Origin of the sequence: Streptomyces sp. NPDC056734, from assembly GCF_042790455.1 — a bacterium.
Lineage (GTDB): Bacteria > Actinomycetota > Actinomycetes > Streptomycetales > Streptomycetaceae > Streptomyces.
On the sequence record NZ_JBHTZD010000024.1, the window covers coordinates 52702 to 67101 of the forward strand.

The 14400-nt window shown below is 69.5% G+C and carries 13 protein-coding genes and 1 pseudogene; 6 read left to right on the forward strand and 8 right to left on the reverse strand.

The window, feature by feature from the left end:
- The first annotated feature begins 182 nt into the window (after window positions 1–182).
- Entirely contained in the window at window positions 183–1682 is a 1500-nt protein-coding gene (locus ACFRFC_RS30755) for a peptide MFS transporter (RefSeq protein ID WP_382691885.1), read from the forward strand.
- A gap of 132 nt (window positions 1683–1814) precedes the next feature.
- Here the strand turns inward: ACFRFC_RS30755 and ACFRFC_RS30760 are convergent, their stop codons facing one another.
- The 4 genes and pseudogenes from ACFRFC_RS30760 to ACFRFC_RS30775 all read right to left on the reverse strand — a co-directional run bounded on the left by ACFRFC_RS30760 (window position 1815) and on the right by ACFRFC_RS30775 (window position 3826).
- On the reverse strand, window positions 1815–2222 hold the full coding sequence (locus tag ACFRFC_RS30760; protein ID WP_382691886.1) for an NUDIX hydrolase: 408 nt from the start codon (window positions 2220–2222) through the stop codon (window positions 1815–1817).
- Window positions 2219–2341 (reverse strand): annotated as a pseudogene (locus ACFRFC_RS30765) (NUDIX hydrolase); the annotation flags it as partial. The pseudogene ACFRFC_RS30765 and the gene ACFRFC_RS30760, both read right to left, overlap by 4 nt.
- A complete protein-coding gene (locus ACFRFC_RS30770) occupies window positions 2334–2714 on the reverse strand; it encodes an ASCH domain-containing protein (RefSeq protein ID WP_382691887.1) in 381 nt (126 codons plus the stop codon). The pseudogene ACFRFC_RS30765 and the gene ACFRFC_RS30770, both read right to left, overlap by 8 nt.
- The gene (locus tag ACFRFC_RS30775; protein ID WP_382691888.1) at window positions 2711–3826 is read right to left on the reverse strand and encodes a hypothetical protein; all 1116 of its coding nucleotides are present in this window, start codon (window positions 3824–3826) and stop codon (window positions 2711–2713) included. Before ACFRFC_RS30775 ends, ACFRFC_RS30770 begins: the two co-directional genes overlap by 4 nt.
- A 304-nt stretch (window positions 3827–4130) precedes the next feature.
- Here ACFRFC_RS30775 and ACFRFC_RS30780 point away from each other — a divergent pair, with 304 nt between their 5' ends.
- Window positions 4131–5471 carry a helix-turn-helix domain-containing protein gene (locus tag ACFRFC_RS30780; protein WP_382691889.1) on the forward strand — a complete coding sequence of 447 codons (1341 nt, stop codon included), beginning with the start codon at window positions 4131–4133 and terminating at the stop codon, window positions 5469–5471.
- Complete coding sequence (locus ACFRFC_RS30785) at window positions 5468–6286, forward strand: class I SAM-dependent methyltransferase (RefSeq protein ID WP_382691890.1); 819 nt, start codon at window positions 5468–5470, stop codon at window positions 6284–6286. The genes ACFRFC_RS30780 and ACFRFC_RS30785 overlap by 4 nt, the downstream gene beginning before the upstream one ends.
- A gap of 91 nt (window positions 6287–6377) precedes the next feature.
- Here ACFRFC_RS30785 and ACFRFC_RS30790 read toward each other — a convergent pair whose 3' ends face one another.
- Complete coding sequence (locus tag ACFRFC_RS30790) at window positions 6378–7547, reverse strand: helix-turn-helix domain-containing protein (RefSeq protein ID WP_382691891.1); 1170 nt, start codon at window positions 7545–7547, stop codon at window positions 6378–6380.
- Between the two features lie 356 nt (window positions 7548–7903).
- Between ACFRFC_RS30790 and ACFRFC_RS30795 the strand changes: the two genes are divergently transcribed.
- Together ACFRFC_RS30795 and ACFRFC_RS30800 are read left to right on the forward strand one after the other, a co-directional pair.
- Window positions 7904–8152, forward strand: coding sequence for a hypothetical protein (locus ACFRFC_RS30795; RefSeq protein WP_382691892.1), 249 nt, complete (start codon window positions 7904–7906; stop codon window positions 8150–8152).
- 520 nt (window positions 8153–8672) lie between these two features.
- A complete protein-coding gene (locus ACFRFC_RS30800) occupies window positions 8673–10919 on the forward strand; it encodes a hypothetical protein (RefSeq protein ID WP_382691893.1) in 2247 nt (748 codons plus the stop codon).
- 27 nt (window positions 10920–10946) lie between these two features.
- Here the strand turns inward: ACFRFC_RS30800 and ACFRFC_RS30805 are convergent, their stop codons facing one another.
- Both ACFRFC_RS30805 and ACFRFC_RS30810 read right to left on the reverse strand, forming a co-directional pair.
- Window positions 10947–11456 carry an ATP-binding protein gene (locus ACFRFC_RS30805; protein WP_382691894.1) on the reverse strand — a complete coding sequence of 170 codons (510 nt, stop codon included), beginning with the start codon at window positions 11454–11456 and terminating at the stop codon, window positions 10947–10949.
- A 154-nt stretch (window positions 11457–11610) separates the two neighbouring features.
- Complete coding sequence (locus tag ACFRFC_RS30810) at window positions 11611–11988, reverse strand: STAS domain-containing protein (protein ID WP_382691895.1); 378 nt, start codon at window positions 11986–11988, stop codon at window positions 11611–11613.
- Window positions 11989–12246: 258 nt separating this feature from the next.
- Between ACFRFC_RS30810 and ACFRFC_RS30815 the strand changes: the two genes are divergently transcribed.
- Window positions 12247–13176, forward strand: coding sequence for an RNA polymerase sigma factor SigF (locus ACFRFC_RS30815; RefSeq protein WP_382691896.1), 930 nt, complete (start codon window positions 12247–12249; stop codon window positions 13174–13176).
- Between the two features lie 35 nt (window positions 13177–13211).
- On the opposite strand, the gene hutI is transcribed toward ACFRFC_RS30815, so the two are convergent.
- On the reverse strand, window positions 13212–14390 hold the full coding sequence (gene hutI, locus ACFRFC_RS30820; protein WP_382691897.1) for an imidazolonepropionase: 1179 nt from the start codon (window positions 14388–14390) through the stop codon (window positions 13212–13214).
- Window positions 14391–14400 lie beyond the last annotated feature (10 nt).

Sequence of the window (14400 nt, forward strand, 5' to 3'; positions counted from 1 at the left end):
GCCGGGCCTCGTAGCGCAGTGACGCGCGTAGAGGCGTGGATCCCGGTGGTCGTCGTCCGCCGTCCCGTGACCCGGGGCGGAGTTCCCGTGGGCGTGGGATGGACGGTCCGACCGGCCGGTGCCGGCTCCCCCACCGGGCGCGCCCCGCTCCTTCGGCGCGTCCCGACAGCAAGGAACGACCCATGGCGTCCAGCCTGACGAAGGACTCGGCCCTCCCGGGCACCCCCGGATCCGGATCCGAGAAGACCTTCTTCGGCCACCCCCGCGGACTGGCCACGCTCTTCATGACCGAGATGTGGGAGCGCTTCTCCTACTACGGCATGAGGGCCCTGCTCCCCCTCTATCTGGTCGCCCCGGCGGGGCTCGGCCTGGACGCCGGTACGGCGATCGCCATCTACTCCGTCTACGTCTCGACGGTGTACCTGCTGGCGATGCCGGGCGGCTGGTTCGGCGACCGGGTCTGGGGCCCCCGTAAGACGGTCGCGATCGCCGGGTCGGTCATCATGGCCGGCCACCTGGTCCTGGCCCTCCCCACGGCGGGCACCTTCTACTTCGGCCTCCTGCTGGTGGCCATGGGCTCGGGCCTCCTCAAGTCCAACATCTCCACGATGGTGGGCCAGCTGTACGACGGCCCCACCGACCCGCGCCGCGACGGCGGCTTCACGGTCTTCTACATGGGCATCAACCTCGGCGCGTTCGCCGCGCCGCTGGTCATCGGCACGGTGGGCCAGAAGGTCAACTGGCACCTGGGCTTCGCGCTGGCCGCGCTGGGCATGGCGCTGGGCCTGGCCCAGTTCCTGCTCGGCAGCCGCCATCTGTCGGCGAAGTCGAGCATCGTCCCCAAGCCGCTCGACCTCGCCGAGCGGGGCGCGACGCTGCGCAAGTCGATGATCTGGCTGCTGATCGCGGTCGTCTTCTACGCGATCGTGGTCGGCACGGGCACGTACACCCTGAACTGGGTGATGGTCCCGCTGATGATCATCGGCCTGGTCGTCCCGATCGCGGTCCTGGCCCGCATAAAGCGCGACAAGGACCTCACCGGCGCCGAGCAGTCCCGTGTGTCGGGGTACATCTGGTTCTTCGTGGCCGCCGCCGTCTTCTGGATGATCTACGACCAGGGCGGCTCGACCCTGTCCCTCTTCGCCGACCAGCATGTCGACAACCAGGTCTTCGGCTGGGAGTTCCCGATCTCCTGGTTCCAGTCGGTCAACCCGGTCCTGGTGATGGCCCTGGCACCGATCTTCGCGACGGTGTGGCTGGCGCTGGCCCGCAGCGGCCGGGAGCCGAGCACGATCGTCAAGTTCGCCGGGGGCCTGGTCCTGGTCGGCATCTCGTTCTTCGTCTTCCTCCTCCCCCTGGTGGCGGCCGACGGTGGCGCGGTCTCCCCGTGGTGGATCGTCCTGATCTACTTCTGCCAGACGACGGGCGAGCTGATGCTGTCCCCGGTGGGCCTGTCCGTGACGACGAAGATGGCCCCCGCGAAGTACGCCTCGCAGATGATGGGCGTGTGGTTCCTGGCGGTGACGGCGGGGGACGCGGTGACGGGGCTGCTGTCTACGTACGGGGTCGACCTGAACAAGACGGGTGTGGTGGCGGCGGAGGCGGCGTTGGCTGTGCTGGCGGGGGTGGCGGTGTTCATGTATCGGCGGAGGGTCAAGGGGTTGATGGGGGAGGTTCGCTGACCCGTCCTGGCCGGAAGTGGGCCCCTCACGCCGGGGCCCCTTCTCCCGTTCTCCGTCTCCCTGCCTCCCTGTCTCCCGAAGCGGGAGGCGGCGGCGCGGTCGAGGCGCCTTTCCATCTGCCGAGTGTCGACGTCAGCCCAGGGTGGCGTCCAGGTGCCGCTGCACCGGTTCGAACAGTCCGTACGGGACGTACTGGGGAATGTCGGCGTGGGCGACCCAGGCGAGTTCGTCCAGTTCTTCGGTGTCCGCGACGTGCGCGGTACCGCTGACCACTTCGCAGGCGGTGTAGGACATCAGCCGGCCGGTCGCCGGATGGACGCGCTCACCGAGCAGTCCGAGGGCGTTCACCTTCAGCCCGGTCTCTTCCCTGGTCTCCCGCACGGCGGCGTTCTCGCGCGACTCACCGGGCTCGACCTCTCCGGCCGGGAACTGCCAGGAGAGTTGGCCCTCACTGACCGACCGCACCATCAGCACCCGGCTGTCGTGCACGACGATGGCTGCGGCGATCCCGGGCCGGTCGTCAGCGTTGCGCTGTGTCACGTCTGTTCCTCCAGGACGGCCAGGATGGGTGGGAAGATCGTATCGACGGGGATGAAGCGGGGCACCGATTTCCCGGGCACCCCCATTACGTCGATGTTCTCGACGGTGTCGCTAGAGGTCGGTCGTGCTCCGGCGTACGGCGATGAGGGGCCCGATCTCGATCGCGAGGGCGCCGAGGGCTTCCTTCTCGGGCGGGTAGATGGCACGGATGCTGGCGAGCTGGTGCTCCCGGGTGGCGGTCGGGTTCACGTTGGCCGGCCCTTCCGTGTCGAGCAGGGCCTCGAAGTCCGGGTACTCGGTGACGCGCTCGACCTTGACCTCGTACGTCTTGTCGGTGCCCTTGATCCGGAACCGGATGATGTCGCCTGCGGCGAGGTCGGCGAGGTGCGGGTATTTCACCCGTACCTCGATGGTCTTGGTGCCTGCGGTGACGAGGTCGAAGTACTGGCGGTAGAGGTGCAGTTCGCGGACGCGGGCGGTGGTGTCGGTCATGGGGCGGGAACGCTCCTGGTAGCTGGTGCGGCCAACATACGGCCGATCTCGGCAGCCGAGTACGCACGGAAGAAGTGGCGGGGGTCCGACAGCAAGGTATCGGTCAGGGTCAGCAGGTGCCCGGCGTACTCCGCGACGCTCCCGGGCCACTGCCGCGTGTCGAGCATCCAGTCGGCCACGCCTCCGGGCAGGGACGAGCGGCCCTCGCGGATCAGCGACTTGGACAATTTGGCGCCGGTCTCGGTGACGACCTGGGGGCAGAACAACCGGGCGGGTAATTGGGCACGGGTGAGGCCGACGGCCTGGAGGGCTTCGTCCACCAGGTGGGAGCCGAAGACCCAGTCGCCACCCTTGACCATGACATGGAGGGTGCCGTGGGGGTTGGCCAGTGCGAGTTCCTTGACCGCGTTGCGGTACAGGGTGGCCAAGTCGAGGTAGACGCCTCCGGTCGGGGTGACGATCCCTTCGTAGGGGCCATGGTGGAGGCATACGGCGGTGACGTACGCGGTCTCGCGGTCGGTGAGGTGGACTCGGGTGCGTTCGGCATGTTTCTCGGCCCAGCCGCAGCCGGTGTGCGGGCAGGGGACGCGCAGGTGTGGGTTGCCGGTGGAGGGGGCGAGCCACCAGCGGGCGGTGTCCAGGCGGGGCAGGAGCCGCAGCCATGTGCGGCGGAAGTGCTCACCGGCCTGCTGCTGGCTGTAGGTCTCGACCCGATGGGGGATGCCCAGGCGCCGGGACAGCGCGGTGAACAGGGGTCGGTAGAGGGCGGTGACCAGGTCGGTCAGGGCCTCGTCGCCGAGGGCCTGAGCGTAGGCGCGCTGGTAGCGGTGGCCGCTGACCGGGTCGATGGTCAGCTCGTAGGGGGCGTTGTCGAGGGCGCTGAAGAGAACTTGGGTGGGGATGCCGAAGCGGTCGCGCAGGCGGGCGGCCATGGCGAAGGCCAGGGACTGCACGAGCGAGGTCCCGATGTGCGGGGCACCGTTGATCTGGGTGCCGACGACCAGCACGATCCGTTCCGGCCGGCCGGCCAGGACGCGTGGGGTCAGTACATCCTCGGTGTGGTGGAGGGCATTGGCGAGGACGGTGTTCGGTGAGACGGGGTGGGTCGTCACAGCGTGTCCCCCTGTGGTGGGTCGGGTTCATTCGATTGGGGTGTGGCCATGCAACGGGGTGGTTGGGACACAAGGCGGAGGCGGCACGTGCGATGCCTCCCGTGGGTGGTGGCCAGAGGTCGGCGACCAACCCGGCCGACCCGCCGCCGAAGGCTCGGTCCGGTACGAGGATGTCCGCATCCTCGGGCAGCCTGCTGGGCATGCCAACAGCCAACCACTGTCCTTCGTTCGAGTCGGGAGCCAGCGCGGGGGCCATACAGGAGGCCACTATGGGGGCCAGCGTCCGTGTATTCCGGGGAGAGAGATGGACGACACCGGGATCGGCGCGTTGCTCGGTCGACTCCGCACTGCACGCGGTTGGACCCAGCAGCGGGTGGCCGACGAGTACAACGCCTTGGAAGGGCGTGCCGCCAAGACGGGTAAGGAGATCGGGCGCTATGAGCGCGAAGCGCGTTTCCCGGTTCCGTACACCCGTAAGTACCTGGCGCTGGTCTTCGGTGTCGATGTCTCGGTGCTCGACCGGGCTGTGGCCCTCAGCAAGAGTCTCCGGAGTGCGGAGAGCTACGCCTCAGGGATTTCGCGGGAGCGGCCCGCGCGGACTGCCGGGCCTTCGGGCTCCGGTGTGGGTCCCGTCTCGGCTGACGCGGAGATGTCAGCCGAGTTCGCCCGGTTCATCGCCCAACGCAATGTCGACGAGTTCGTCATCGAGCAGTTGGAGGCCGATGTCGCGCGACTCGCCCGCGGTTACGTCAGCCATCCGCTGCTGGAGCTCTATGTCGAGATCAAGCACCTGCGGGACGGAGCGTTCGAGCTGCTACGCGGGCGACAGCATCCGCGACAGACCCTCGACCTGTACGTCGCTGTGTCCCGGCTGTGCGGGCTGTCGGCGCACGTCTGTCTGGACCTGGGCGACTATCACTCCGCTGCCACGCACGCTCGTACCGCTCGGGCGTGCGCCGAGGCGGCCGGGCACAAAGGGATGCTGGCCTGGGTGCGGGCCGTGGAGTCTCTGATCGCCTACTGGACCGGGCGATACCGGTTGGCGGCACGGCTGGCGCAAGAGGGGCGCCGCCATCGGGCTCGCGGCAGCATCGGAACCCGGCTGGCGAGCCTGGAGGCACGGGCGCTGTCGATAGTCGGAGACCGGGTGGGCGCGGTGGCCGCTCTCGCGGAGGCCGAACGCTCCTACGAAGCGATGTCGGGCCACGATGAGGTGCCGGGCATCTTCGCCTTCCCGGCCGCCAAGCAGTTCGCGTACGCCGGGACGACCAACCTGGCCGTGGGCGGGCGGGACCATGTTCAGCAGGCCATGGTCAGCGCGGAGACCGCGATCCGGCTCTACCGCAGCGCCGATGACGACGACCGGTCCGTCGGAGACTTGTTCGCCGCCCATGTCGATCTCGCCCGCGGCCAGCTGCTCCTGGGCGACCTGGACGGCACCGAGGCGATGCTCGGATTCGTCCTCGCATCCCCGCCGGAGCGTATGTCGGCCAGCATCGTGCGCCGGCTCAGGGCTCTGGGCCAGGAACTGAGCGCGCCGCAGTACGGTGGAGCCGCGCAGGCCACGCACCTTCGCGAACGACTCCAGCACACGGCCTTCCTCGCGGCCTCATCAGCCGCCCACCCACCGGAGCTGCCAACGTGACCGAACCGTCCGCCGCACACGATGCCGCCGTCACGGACCGGGACCGCCTCACCAATAGCGCCTACCGCACAGACCGGGACCTGGCCGCGCGTCAGTCGCTGTATCAGTGGCAGACGCCCCGTCACGATCTCCCCGGCATCGTCGCCGAGCAGCTGAGCGGCGTACACGGGCGGGTGGTCGATGTCGGCTGCGGCAACGGCAAGTTCCTTCAACGGCTCCGCCATGACCGGCCCGAACTGGCCCTGCTCGGAGTGGACATCGCTCCCGGCATCCTCGCCGGAGTGCCCGGCCCGGTCGCCGTGGCGGACGCCACCCGCCTGCCGTTGGCCACGGCGAGTGTCGACGCGGCACTCGCGTTGCACATGCTGTACCACGTCCCCGACATTCCCCAGGCGGTGCGAGAGCTGTCCCGCATCGTCGCTCGTGACGGCCTGGTGATCGCCTCCACCAACAGCGACCGGGACAAAGCGGAACTCGACGTTCTGTGGCAGCGAGCCGCAGGCGACATCCTCGGCAGCGGACGGGGCCCCGCCCGCATCTCGCTCAGCGCCCGCTTCTCCCTGGAGAAGGCCCCGGCCTTGCTGCGCGAAGAATTCGACCAGGTGGAGACGATCGAACTGCCCGGCACCATCACGGTCCACGACCCCGAGCCGGTCATCGCGCACATGGCCTCCTACCGAGCGTGGGCCGACCAGCACGACGTGCCTTTCGGGGCCACGATCGAGCGGGCCCACGCCATCCTGGTCGACCACATCGCCGAGCACGGAGCCTTCGAGGTCACCTGCTTGGGCGGCATCCTCGTCTGCCGCCGTTGAGGGCCGCGGCTTCGGCCCGCTGTCCTTCCACCCGGCCGGACGATGCCGCATCGCGTCGCGCAGCACCCACTCTGCCCTCGCTCGACCGATGTCAGAAGGGCACTCCCGCGCGCTTGGCGAGGCGGGTGAGGCGGGGGTTGCTGCGCTGGTGCAGGGAGGTCAGGACGCGCATCAGCTCCTGGCTCGTCGGGTGCACCCTGGCCATCTCCGGGGCGACGTCCCACGCCTCTTCGAGCGAGGCGAGTGCCCCTTCGCGGTCGCCCAGGGCTAGCTTCGACCGGCTGATGTTCATGTGCAGCGGGGCGATCCGGGTGGCCGGGAGGGTCAGTCCGCCCCGGATCAGATCAGCGGCCGTGTCGAGCGACTCGCGGTAGTCCTCCATGTCGGAGGCCGTCGCGATGACATGCACGGCGGTGTTCTCGGGTCCGAAGTGGATGCCGTGGTCCTCGATGTCCTCGGGGAACTCCTCGGCCACCCGCCACGCCGCGTCGATGTGCTGTCCCGCAGTCGCCTTGTCCTTGACCCGTCCAGCCAGGGTCAGCCCGCGCAGATGCAGGATGCCCAGGCCGTACGCGCGCTCGCGGCCCCGCAGCACCGACTGCGCCTCCACGATCGCCCGGTCCACCACGGCCAGCCCGCCGGCGAAGTCACCCGAGTTGAGAAAGGCTCCGGCTTCGTCACGCGCCGCGACGGTGGCCGCGATCGGGTGGGCGCGCTCGGCGGCCGACCGCTGCTTCATGACGGCGAGTTCGGCGAGGTGCATCCAGCGGTGCCGGGCGGCGAGCCAGTAGACCACGCTGTAGGTGTCGGCGACGCGGGTCCAGGCGTCGGGGGACTGGGTGGCGTGCGCGTGGTGGGTCACGTCGGCCAGCACACCCGGCAGCTTCCGCAGGACGGCCGACAGCTCGGTGCGGTGGCGGTGTGCGTTCAGCTCAGCCAGCGCGTAGGGCAGATCCTCCGGGTGCGGTGGTGGCGGGCCCGGGATCTCGAACCGCCGGACGACGTAATTGAGGTCGGTGAGGCTGCTCTCGTCGGCACGCCCGACCGGAGCCGTGCCGAGCAGCTCGTCCAGGGTCAGGCCCATCGCTTGGGCGAGAGCGGCGGCGATGCCCTGGGTCAGCGCGCGGTCGCCCACCTCGATCTTGCTCAGCAACGACACCGACACACCTGCCCGCCGGGCGAGGGCGACCTGGCTGAAGCCCCGCGTCTTACGGCGGAGGGCCACATTGGCACCGGGTCCGGGATTCCTGGTCACGCTCATGTCTTTGCGTCTTCCCGCTCGACTTCCGTCATGTCCCATGGTGGCACTGGCGCCCCTCCCGTGCCCGGGGTTGTGCATGAGGTGTGCAAGCTCCCCCCACACAGCGGAAGTTCTCCTGGGTGAGACACGTACGCCCAGGCGGGACGAGAGGTGACGAGCGCCATGACACGCATACACGCCATGCCACCGACGATGCTCAGCCACGGCAGATTGCCGTATCCGCGCGGCACGCTCATGGCGGACACCAGGACGAGTCGTCACGGCGAACTTCAAGACGTGATCGAGGAACGGTCCAAGGACACCGGAAGGGTCCTCACCCGAACCGCCTACCTCCGGCCGAAGGGGGGTGGCATCGAATGGGAAGTCCCTTTGGCTCTCGTCCGGCCTGTGGACGAGAGCGGTGGAACCATCCCACCAAACGCGCGGCCCTGCTCGCCCGGGGAGACGTGATCGGCTACGCGGGCGAGTGGCACACGGTGAAGGCGACGAGCACCGACCGGGGCCCGATGGGCGGCCTGGCCGTGGTCGTCGTCTGGGAGGAGGGCGGCACCGCACGCTTCCCGGCCGGTGACGAACTGCTGGTGCGAGAACCAGAATCCGACTGACAGGAGGAAGGCGGGATGACGAAGGTTCCCGGCGACCTCTTCCCGGCGGCACGGGCAGGAACCGACGAGAGCGCGCTGGTCGACGCGAACGTGCTCATGCGGCGGCATCTGCGCCTGGATCATCGGCCGTGAAGCGGCGGACCCCGCTCGACGACGCCTTCTGGAGCGGGGTCCTGACGGTGTGCAGCGTCAGCGCGCTGATCCTGGCGATCTGGTGGTGCGTATGGCTGGATCGCTGACCGCATCCGACCCGGGAGGACATAAGCCGCCAGGCGATCGGGCGTACCCGGCGACGGCCCACGACGCTCCACGCCTACCAGGGCCACGACCACGACACCCGCACCGCAAGCAGGTCCGGGCTGACAGGATCTCCCCCCTCCGTCGGTCGGCGACGACCGGGGAAACCTCCCACGTCGGAGCGAGTTCTCCGTGCTCCGAATGGCGTATTAGTATGCCCTGAGGGGGTATGCCCGGAGTGGGGTTCGCAGAGAAGTCCCTGTTGGGGCGTCACATTCCCCGCATGAGATTACTGTCCCTACCTGGCCGGGTCCCGGCCGGAAGAAACGCCCGGTACAAACATGCGGCGCCGGGGCCGCGGCTGGCCGGGGCCGCGCTCGGTGTGCTCGGTCTGGTCTCCGCGGGGCTGGGCCTGTCCGTCGTGCCCGCCCAGGCACAGCCCGTCGGGGTGCCACTGGTGGACGAGACGTTCACCGGCGCGACCGCGGATACCGAGTTCGAGGCTTTCGGCCCCGCCTGTCTGACCGGTGCCGCCGAGGCACCCGCCCCCGGTCCCGGCACTCACCCCCTGACCGGTTGCCCGCCGAACGCCACGGGCCCCGTCCCGCCGGACAACGCCGCTCCGCACGGCTATCTGCGGCTGACCGACGCGTCCAACGACCAGTCGGCCGCCGTCCTCTACAACCACGCGCTCCCCGCGAACCAGGGTCTGGTCACCACCTTCGACCAGTGGCAGTACGGCGGGACGACCAACCCTCCGGCCGACGGCATCTCCTTCTTCCTCATCGACGGCGCGGCGTCACTGACCGCGCCCGGAGCCTTCGGCGGCAGCCTCGGATACGCGCAGAAGCTGCCGAATGACGACCCGGGCCAGGAGTTCCTGCCCGGCGTCAATCACGGCTACGTCGGGGTCGGCCTGGACGTGCTGGGCAATTACTTCGGCGACTGGGAACACCGCGGCAACGGCTGTGACAACCGCTCCCCGGCCGGCACCGAGTTCCGTATCCCGGCGCCCGGCGCGAACATGGTGACGCTGCGCGGGCCCGGCAACGGCACCGAGGGCTACTGCTTCCTCACCGCCACCACCAGCAACTTCTCCACCACCGGCCCCTGGCCGTCCACACTGCCGGGCCAACTGCACGGACCCACGACCGACGTGCCGCCCGATGCCACGCCCGAGGAGGCCGAGGCGCTGCTGGAGCCCTCGCGCCGCACCGTCACCGTGGAGATCTCCCCGGCGCCCGACCCGGTGATCACCGTCTCTATCGACTTCCACGACGGAAACGGCACCCAGCAGGTCCTGAGCACTCCGGCGCCGCAGCCGGTGCCGGACACCTACAAGTTCGGGTTCGCCGCGTCGACCGGCCTGTTCACCGATGTCCACCTCATCCGCAACGTCACCGTGCACCCCGCGGCAGAACTGCCCCGGCTCAACCTGGTCAAGCAGGTGTCCCAGGACCCGGCCCCGCCACCCGCGTACACCCCCGGCACGGAAGTGCCCTTCCAGTACGTGGTCACCAACAGCGGCGCGACCACCCTCACCGACATCACCGTCTCCGATGACCACGTCACCGGCATCATCTGTCCCCAGACCAGCCTCGCCAGCGGCGAGAGCATGACATGCACCGGCACCTACACCATCACCGACGCCGACGGACAGGCCGGGTCCGTCACCAACACCGCCACCGCGACGGGCGACAGCGGCGGCACCCCCGTCACCTCCCCACCCGACGACGTGACCCTGCCCGTCACCCCGGGCCCGAGCCTCGGCATCGAGAAGTCCGCCGACACCTCGCAGGTGTACCAGGTGGGTGACGAGGTGCCGTACACGTACACGGTCACCAACACCGGGGACGTGCAACTGACCGGCATCACCGTCGACGACGACCGTGTCAACGGCGTCACCTGCGAGACCACGACCCTGGCCCCGGGGGCGAACACGACGTGCACCGGCACCTACACCGTCACCGCCGAGGACGTCCTACGCGGCACCGTCACCAATGTCGCGACCGCACAGGGCACCACGGACGGCACCACCGTGACCTCGCCGCCCGACGAGGAGACGATCACCGTCGTCACCCCAGCCGAACCGGGGCTGAGCCTGGAGAAGACCGTCGACGCCTCGCGCGTCTACCGTCCGGGTGACCAGGTCACCTACACCTACACGGTCACCAACACGGGCGGCACCGAACTCACCGGCATCGCTGTCACCGACAACCGCGTGAGTGATGTCACCTGCCAGAACACCACCCTGGCGCCGGGTGAGAGCACCACCTGCTCCGGCACCTACACGGTCACGCAGGCGGATGCCAAGAAGGGCAAGGTCACCAACACCGCCGTGGCCGAAGCCGAAAACGGCACGGTCCACTCGGACCCGGCCGAGGCCACCATCACCGTCACCGTCAAGAAGCCTTGCAAGGACAGCTACGGCGACGGTGACGGTTACGGCGGCTATGGCGGCGGCAACAGCGGCAGCTATGGCGGCAGCTATGGCAGCTGTAAACAGGAACACCAATACGGCAGGTCCTGACCGGGCACCATTTGAACGCGGGGCGCGCTACGCGGGCGCGCCCAGCTCCGCCCAGACCGTCTTGCCCGCCACCCCCGGCGTCCGTACGACACCCCAGTCCAGACAGAGCCGCTGGACGATGAACATGCCGTGGCCGCCGGGGCGGCCCGCGCGGTGGGGCGTACGGGGGGACGGCTGGCCGGTGCCTCGGTCGGAGACCTCGATACGGATCACCTTGCGGTCGCAGGCGATCGCCATCTCGTCCGGGCCCTCTGCGTGCAGACAGGCGTTGGTGACCAGTTCGGAGACGACCAGCAGGACGTCCTCGGCCGCGGCCCGCCGGTCGGCGCCGGCGGCGGGCAGCCAGCCCCAGGCGTAGAGGGCCTGCCGGGCGAAGTCACGGGCCAGCGGCACGACCCCGCTCTGCCCCTCGAAGCTCAGCCTGCGTACGGTCCCGCCGCCGGGCTGCTGCCGTACGGCGGCCGGGTCCGACTCGGACACGCCGGAAGCGCCACTGGGCTCAGGAGAGCCCGGCGAGAAGGGCCGGGTGGTGCTCATCAGCGCTTCACCTCACCGATTCACCAGTTCATGATTTAAGGGTCATTCTCCGTGGTGCCGGAGGTCCGCACATCCATATCGAACGAACATCCGCATCGAACATTCGTACCGGCGCCACGATCTCTTCTGCCCGACGATTCGGGAGGAACACCCCTCAGGTGGACTCGTCGGCCAGAGCGGCCTCGACCGAGTCATGGAGGGTGAAGACCGCCTCCGCGCCCGTGATCTCGAAGACCCGGGCCACCACGGGCTGCATGCCCGCCAGATGGACACCGCCACCGGCCGCCTCGGCCTTCAGCCGGGCGCCGAGCAGCACATTGAGGCCCGTGGAGTCGCAGAAGTCCAGCCGGACGCAGTCGACCACCAGCCGGCTCAGCCCCTGCGCGAGGCATTCCTCCAGCGGTTCGCGGAGCAGATCGGCCGTGTGGTGATCCAGCTCACCCGCCGGAGTCAGGACGGCGCTCACGCCCTCCTGCCGCACCTCCACCAGAAGCCGGCCCGACTGTGCGCTGCCGAGCATCCCGTGGTCCATGCCGTCTCTCCCCTGGAGGTCGTGGCCGCTGACTGATGTGACGCGATGTGATGTACGCCCTCGAAACCCTACGCCCTCACTACGCCCTTCGACACCCGAACAATCGGACATACATTGACATTTACCAACGAACGACACTTGCAGTCGGCACGGAGGAGCGGGTAGGGCTAGTAGGGACACGTAACCGACACGGCCGGCTTTGGAGGCGCCGCACACCGTAGTGCACCTGACGGCTCCGGCAGCCATATGCCGTGAACGATGGAGGAGACCATGTCACCCCGGCTCGACGGATCGCATACCCCGACGGCGACGACATCGACGTCGCCGTCGACGTACGAGACCGACCCGAGGGCCGATCCACTGGCCGATCCACCAGCCGATCCCCTTGCCGGGCTCCCCGAGATCCCGCCCTTCGCCGAGATCGGGCCGGTCGACGCGCGGGCCCTGTCCAAGACCCTCTTCGAGCGGCTGGAGTGCCTTGAGGAAGGCACCCATGACCACGCCTATGTCCGTAACACGCTCGTCGAGCTGAATCTCGCGCTGGTCAAGTTCGCCGCCTCCCGGTTCCGCTCCCGCAGCGAGCCCATGGAGGACATCATCCAGGTCGGCACCATCGGCCTGATCAAGGCGATCGAGCGATTCGAACTGGCCCGAGGGGTCGAGTTCCCCACCTTCGCGATGCCGACCATCGTCGGTGAGATCAAGCGCTTCTTCCGGGACACGTCATGGTCGGTGCGGGTGCCCCGGCGCCTCCAGGAGCTGCGGATCGACCTCGCCAAGGCCGGGGACGAACTGGCCCAGCGGCTGGACCGGTCGCCCACCGTCGCCGAACTCGCCGGGCATCTGGGCATCTCCGCCGACGAGGTGGTGGAGGGCATGGCCGCCGCCAACGCGTACACCGCCTCCTCGCTGGACGCCCAGCCGGAGGAGGACGACTCGGAGGGTTCGCTGGCCGACCGGATCGGCTACGAGGACCACGGGCTCGAAGGCATCGAGTACGTCGAGTCGCTGAAGCCGCTGATCGCCGAGCTGCCCTCCCGGGACCGGAAGATCCTCTCCCTGCGGTTCGTCGCCAACATGACCCAGTCCGAGATCGGTGACGAGCTGGGCATCTCGCAGATGCATGTGTCACGGCTGCTGTCCCGGACGCTGGGGCGGCTGCGGCGGGGGCTGACCGTCGAGGACTGAGCAGCGATGGAGTGCCGGTCGGGCGTGAGCGACGGTCAGGTGGCTCGTACGCCTCTGCGCCAGACCTCCGTCACCAGGGGGACGCCGGGGCGGTAGGCGAGGTGGACGTGGCTGGGGGCGTCCAGGATCGCGAGGTCCGCGTACGCGCCCGGGGCGATCCGGCCCACGTCCGTGCGGCGCAGGGCGGCGGCACCGCCCGCCGTGGCCGACCAGAGGGCCTCGTCGGGGGTCATGCCCATGTCCCGTACGGCGAGCGCGACGCAGAACGGCACGGACGAGGTGAACGACGAGCCGGGGTTGCAGTCGGTGGACAGCGCGACGGTGACGCCCGCGTCGAGGAGGCGCCGGGCGTCGGGCCACGGGGCGCGGGTGGAGAACTCGGCGCCGGGCAGCAGGGTCGCGACCGTACGGCTGTGGGCCAGGGCGTCCACGTCCGCGTCGGTGAGGTGGGTGCAGTGGTCGGCGCTGGCGGCGTCGAGTTCCACGGCGAGCTGCACGCCGGGGCCATGGGTGAGCTGGTTGGCGTGGACGCGGGGGGTGAGCCCCTTTGCCTTGCCCGCCGTGAGGATCGCTCGGGCCTGGTCCCCGTCGAAGGCGCCGCGCTCGCAGAAGACGTCCACCCAACGGGCGTACGGGGCGCAGGCGTCGAGCATCTCGCCGGTGACCAGGGCGACATAGGCGGCCGGGTCGTCGGCCAGTTCGGGGGCGACGACATGGGCGCCGAGGTAGGTGACCTCGTCGGTGTGCGCGGCGGCGATCCGCAGGGCGCGGGCCTCGTCGGCGACGGTGAGGCCGTAGCCGGACTTGGTCTCCATGGTGGTGGTGCCCTGCCGCAGGGCCTCGCGGAGGTGGCGGACCAGGTTGGCTTCGAGCTGGGCGTCGGTGGCGGCGCGGGTGGCGGCGACGGTGGTGCGGATGCCGCCCGCGCTGTAGGGACGGCCGGACATCCGGGCGTTGAACTCGGCGGTGCGGTCACCCGCGAAGACCAGGTGGGAGTGGGAGTCCACGAAGCCGGGGAGCACCGCCCGGCCGCCCGCGTCGACCCGATTGTCAGTGGCGGGTGCTTTGCTTGACTCACCGGTCCAGACGACCCGGTCGCCGTCGATGACGACGGCCGCGTCCTGGATCAGACCGAGGGGGGTCCCGTCACCCAGGGAGGGGTCGTTGGTGACCAGCGTGGCGATGTTGGTGATGACGGTAGTGGTGCTGCTCATCGTGTCCTCG

Coding starts and splice junctions, on each gene's coding strand:
- ACFRFC_RS30755 (WP_382691885.1), top strand. CDS start 183: ATGGCGTCCAGCCTGACGAAGGACTCGGCCCTCCCGGGCACCCCCGGA.
- ACFRFC_RS30770 (WP_382691887.1), bottom strand. CDS start 2,714: ATGACCGACACCACCGCCCGCGTCCGCGAACTGCACCTCTACCGCCAG.
- ACFRFC_RS30780 (WP_382691889.1), top strand. CDS start 4,131: ATGGACGACACCGGGATCGGCGCGTTGCTCGGTCGACTCCGCACTGCA.
- ACFRFC_RS30790 (WP_382691891.1), bottom strand. CDS start 7,547: ATGAGCGTGACCAGGAATCCCGGACCCGGTGCCAATGTGGCCCTCCGC.
- ACFRFC_RS30795 (WP_382691892.1), top strand. CDS start 7,904: ATGGGAAGTCCCTTTGGCTCTCGTCCGGCCTGTGGACGAGAGCGGTGG.
- ACFRFC_RS30800 (WP_382691893.1), top strand. CDS start 8,673: ATGAGATTACTGTCCCTACCTGGCCGGGTCCCGGCCGGAAGAAACGCC.
- ACFRFC_RS30805 (WP_382691894.1), bottom strand. CDS start 11,456: ATGAGCACCACCCGGCCCTTCTCGCCGGGCTCTCCTGAGCCCAGTGGC.
- ACFRFC_RS30810 (WP_382691895.1), bottom strand. CDS start 11,988: ATGGACCACGGGATGCTCGGCAGCGCACAGTCGGGCCGGCTTCTGGTG.
- ACFRFC_RS30815 (WP_382691896.1), top strand. CDS start 12,247: ATGGAGGAGACCATGTCACCCCGGCTCGACGGATCGCATACCCCGACG.
- hutI (WP_382691897.1), bottom strand. CDS start 14,390: ATGAGCAGCACCACTACCGTCATCACCAACATCGCCACGCTGGTCACC.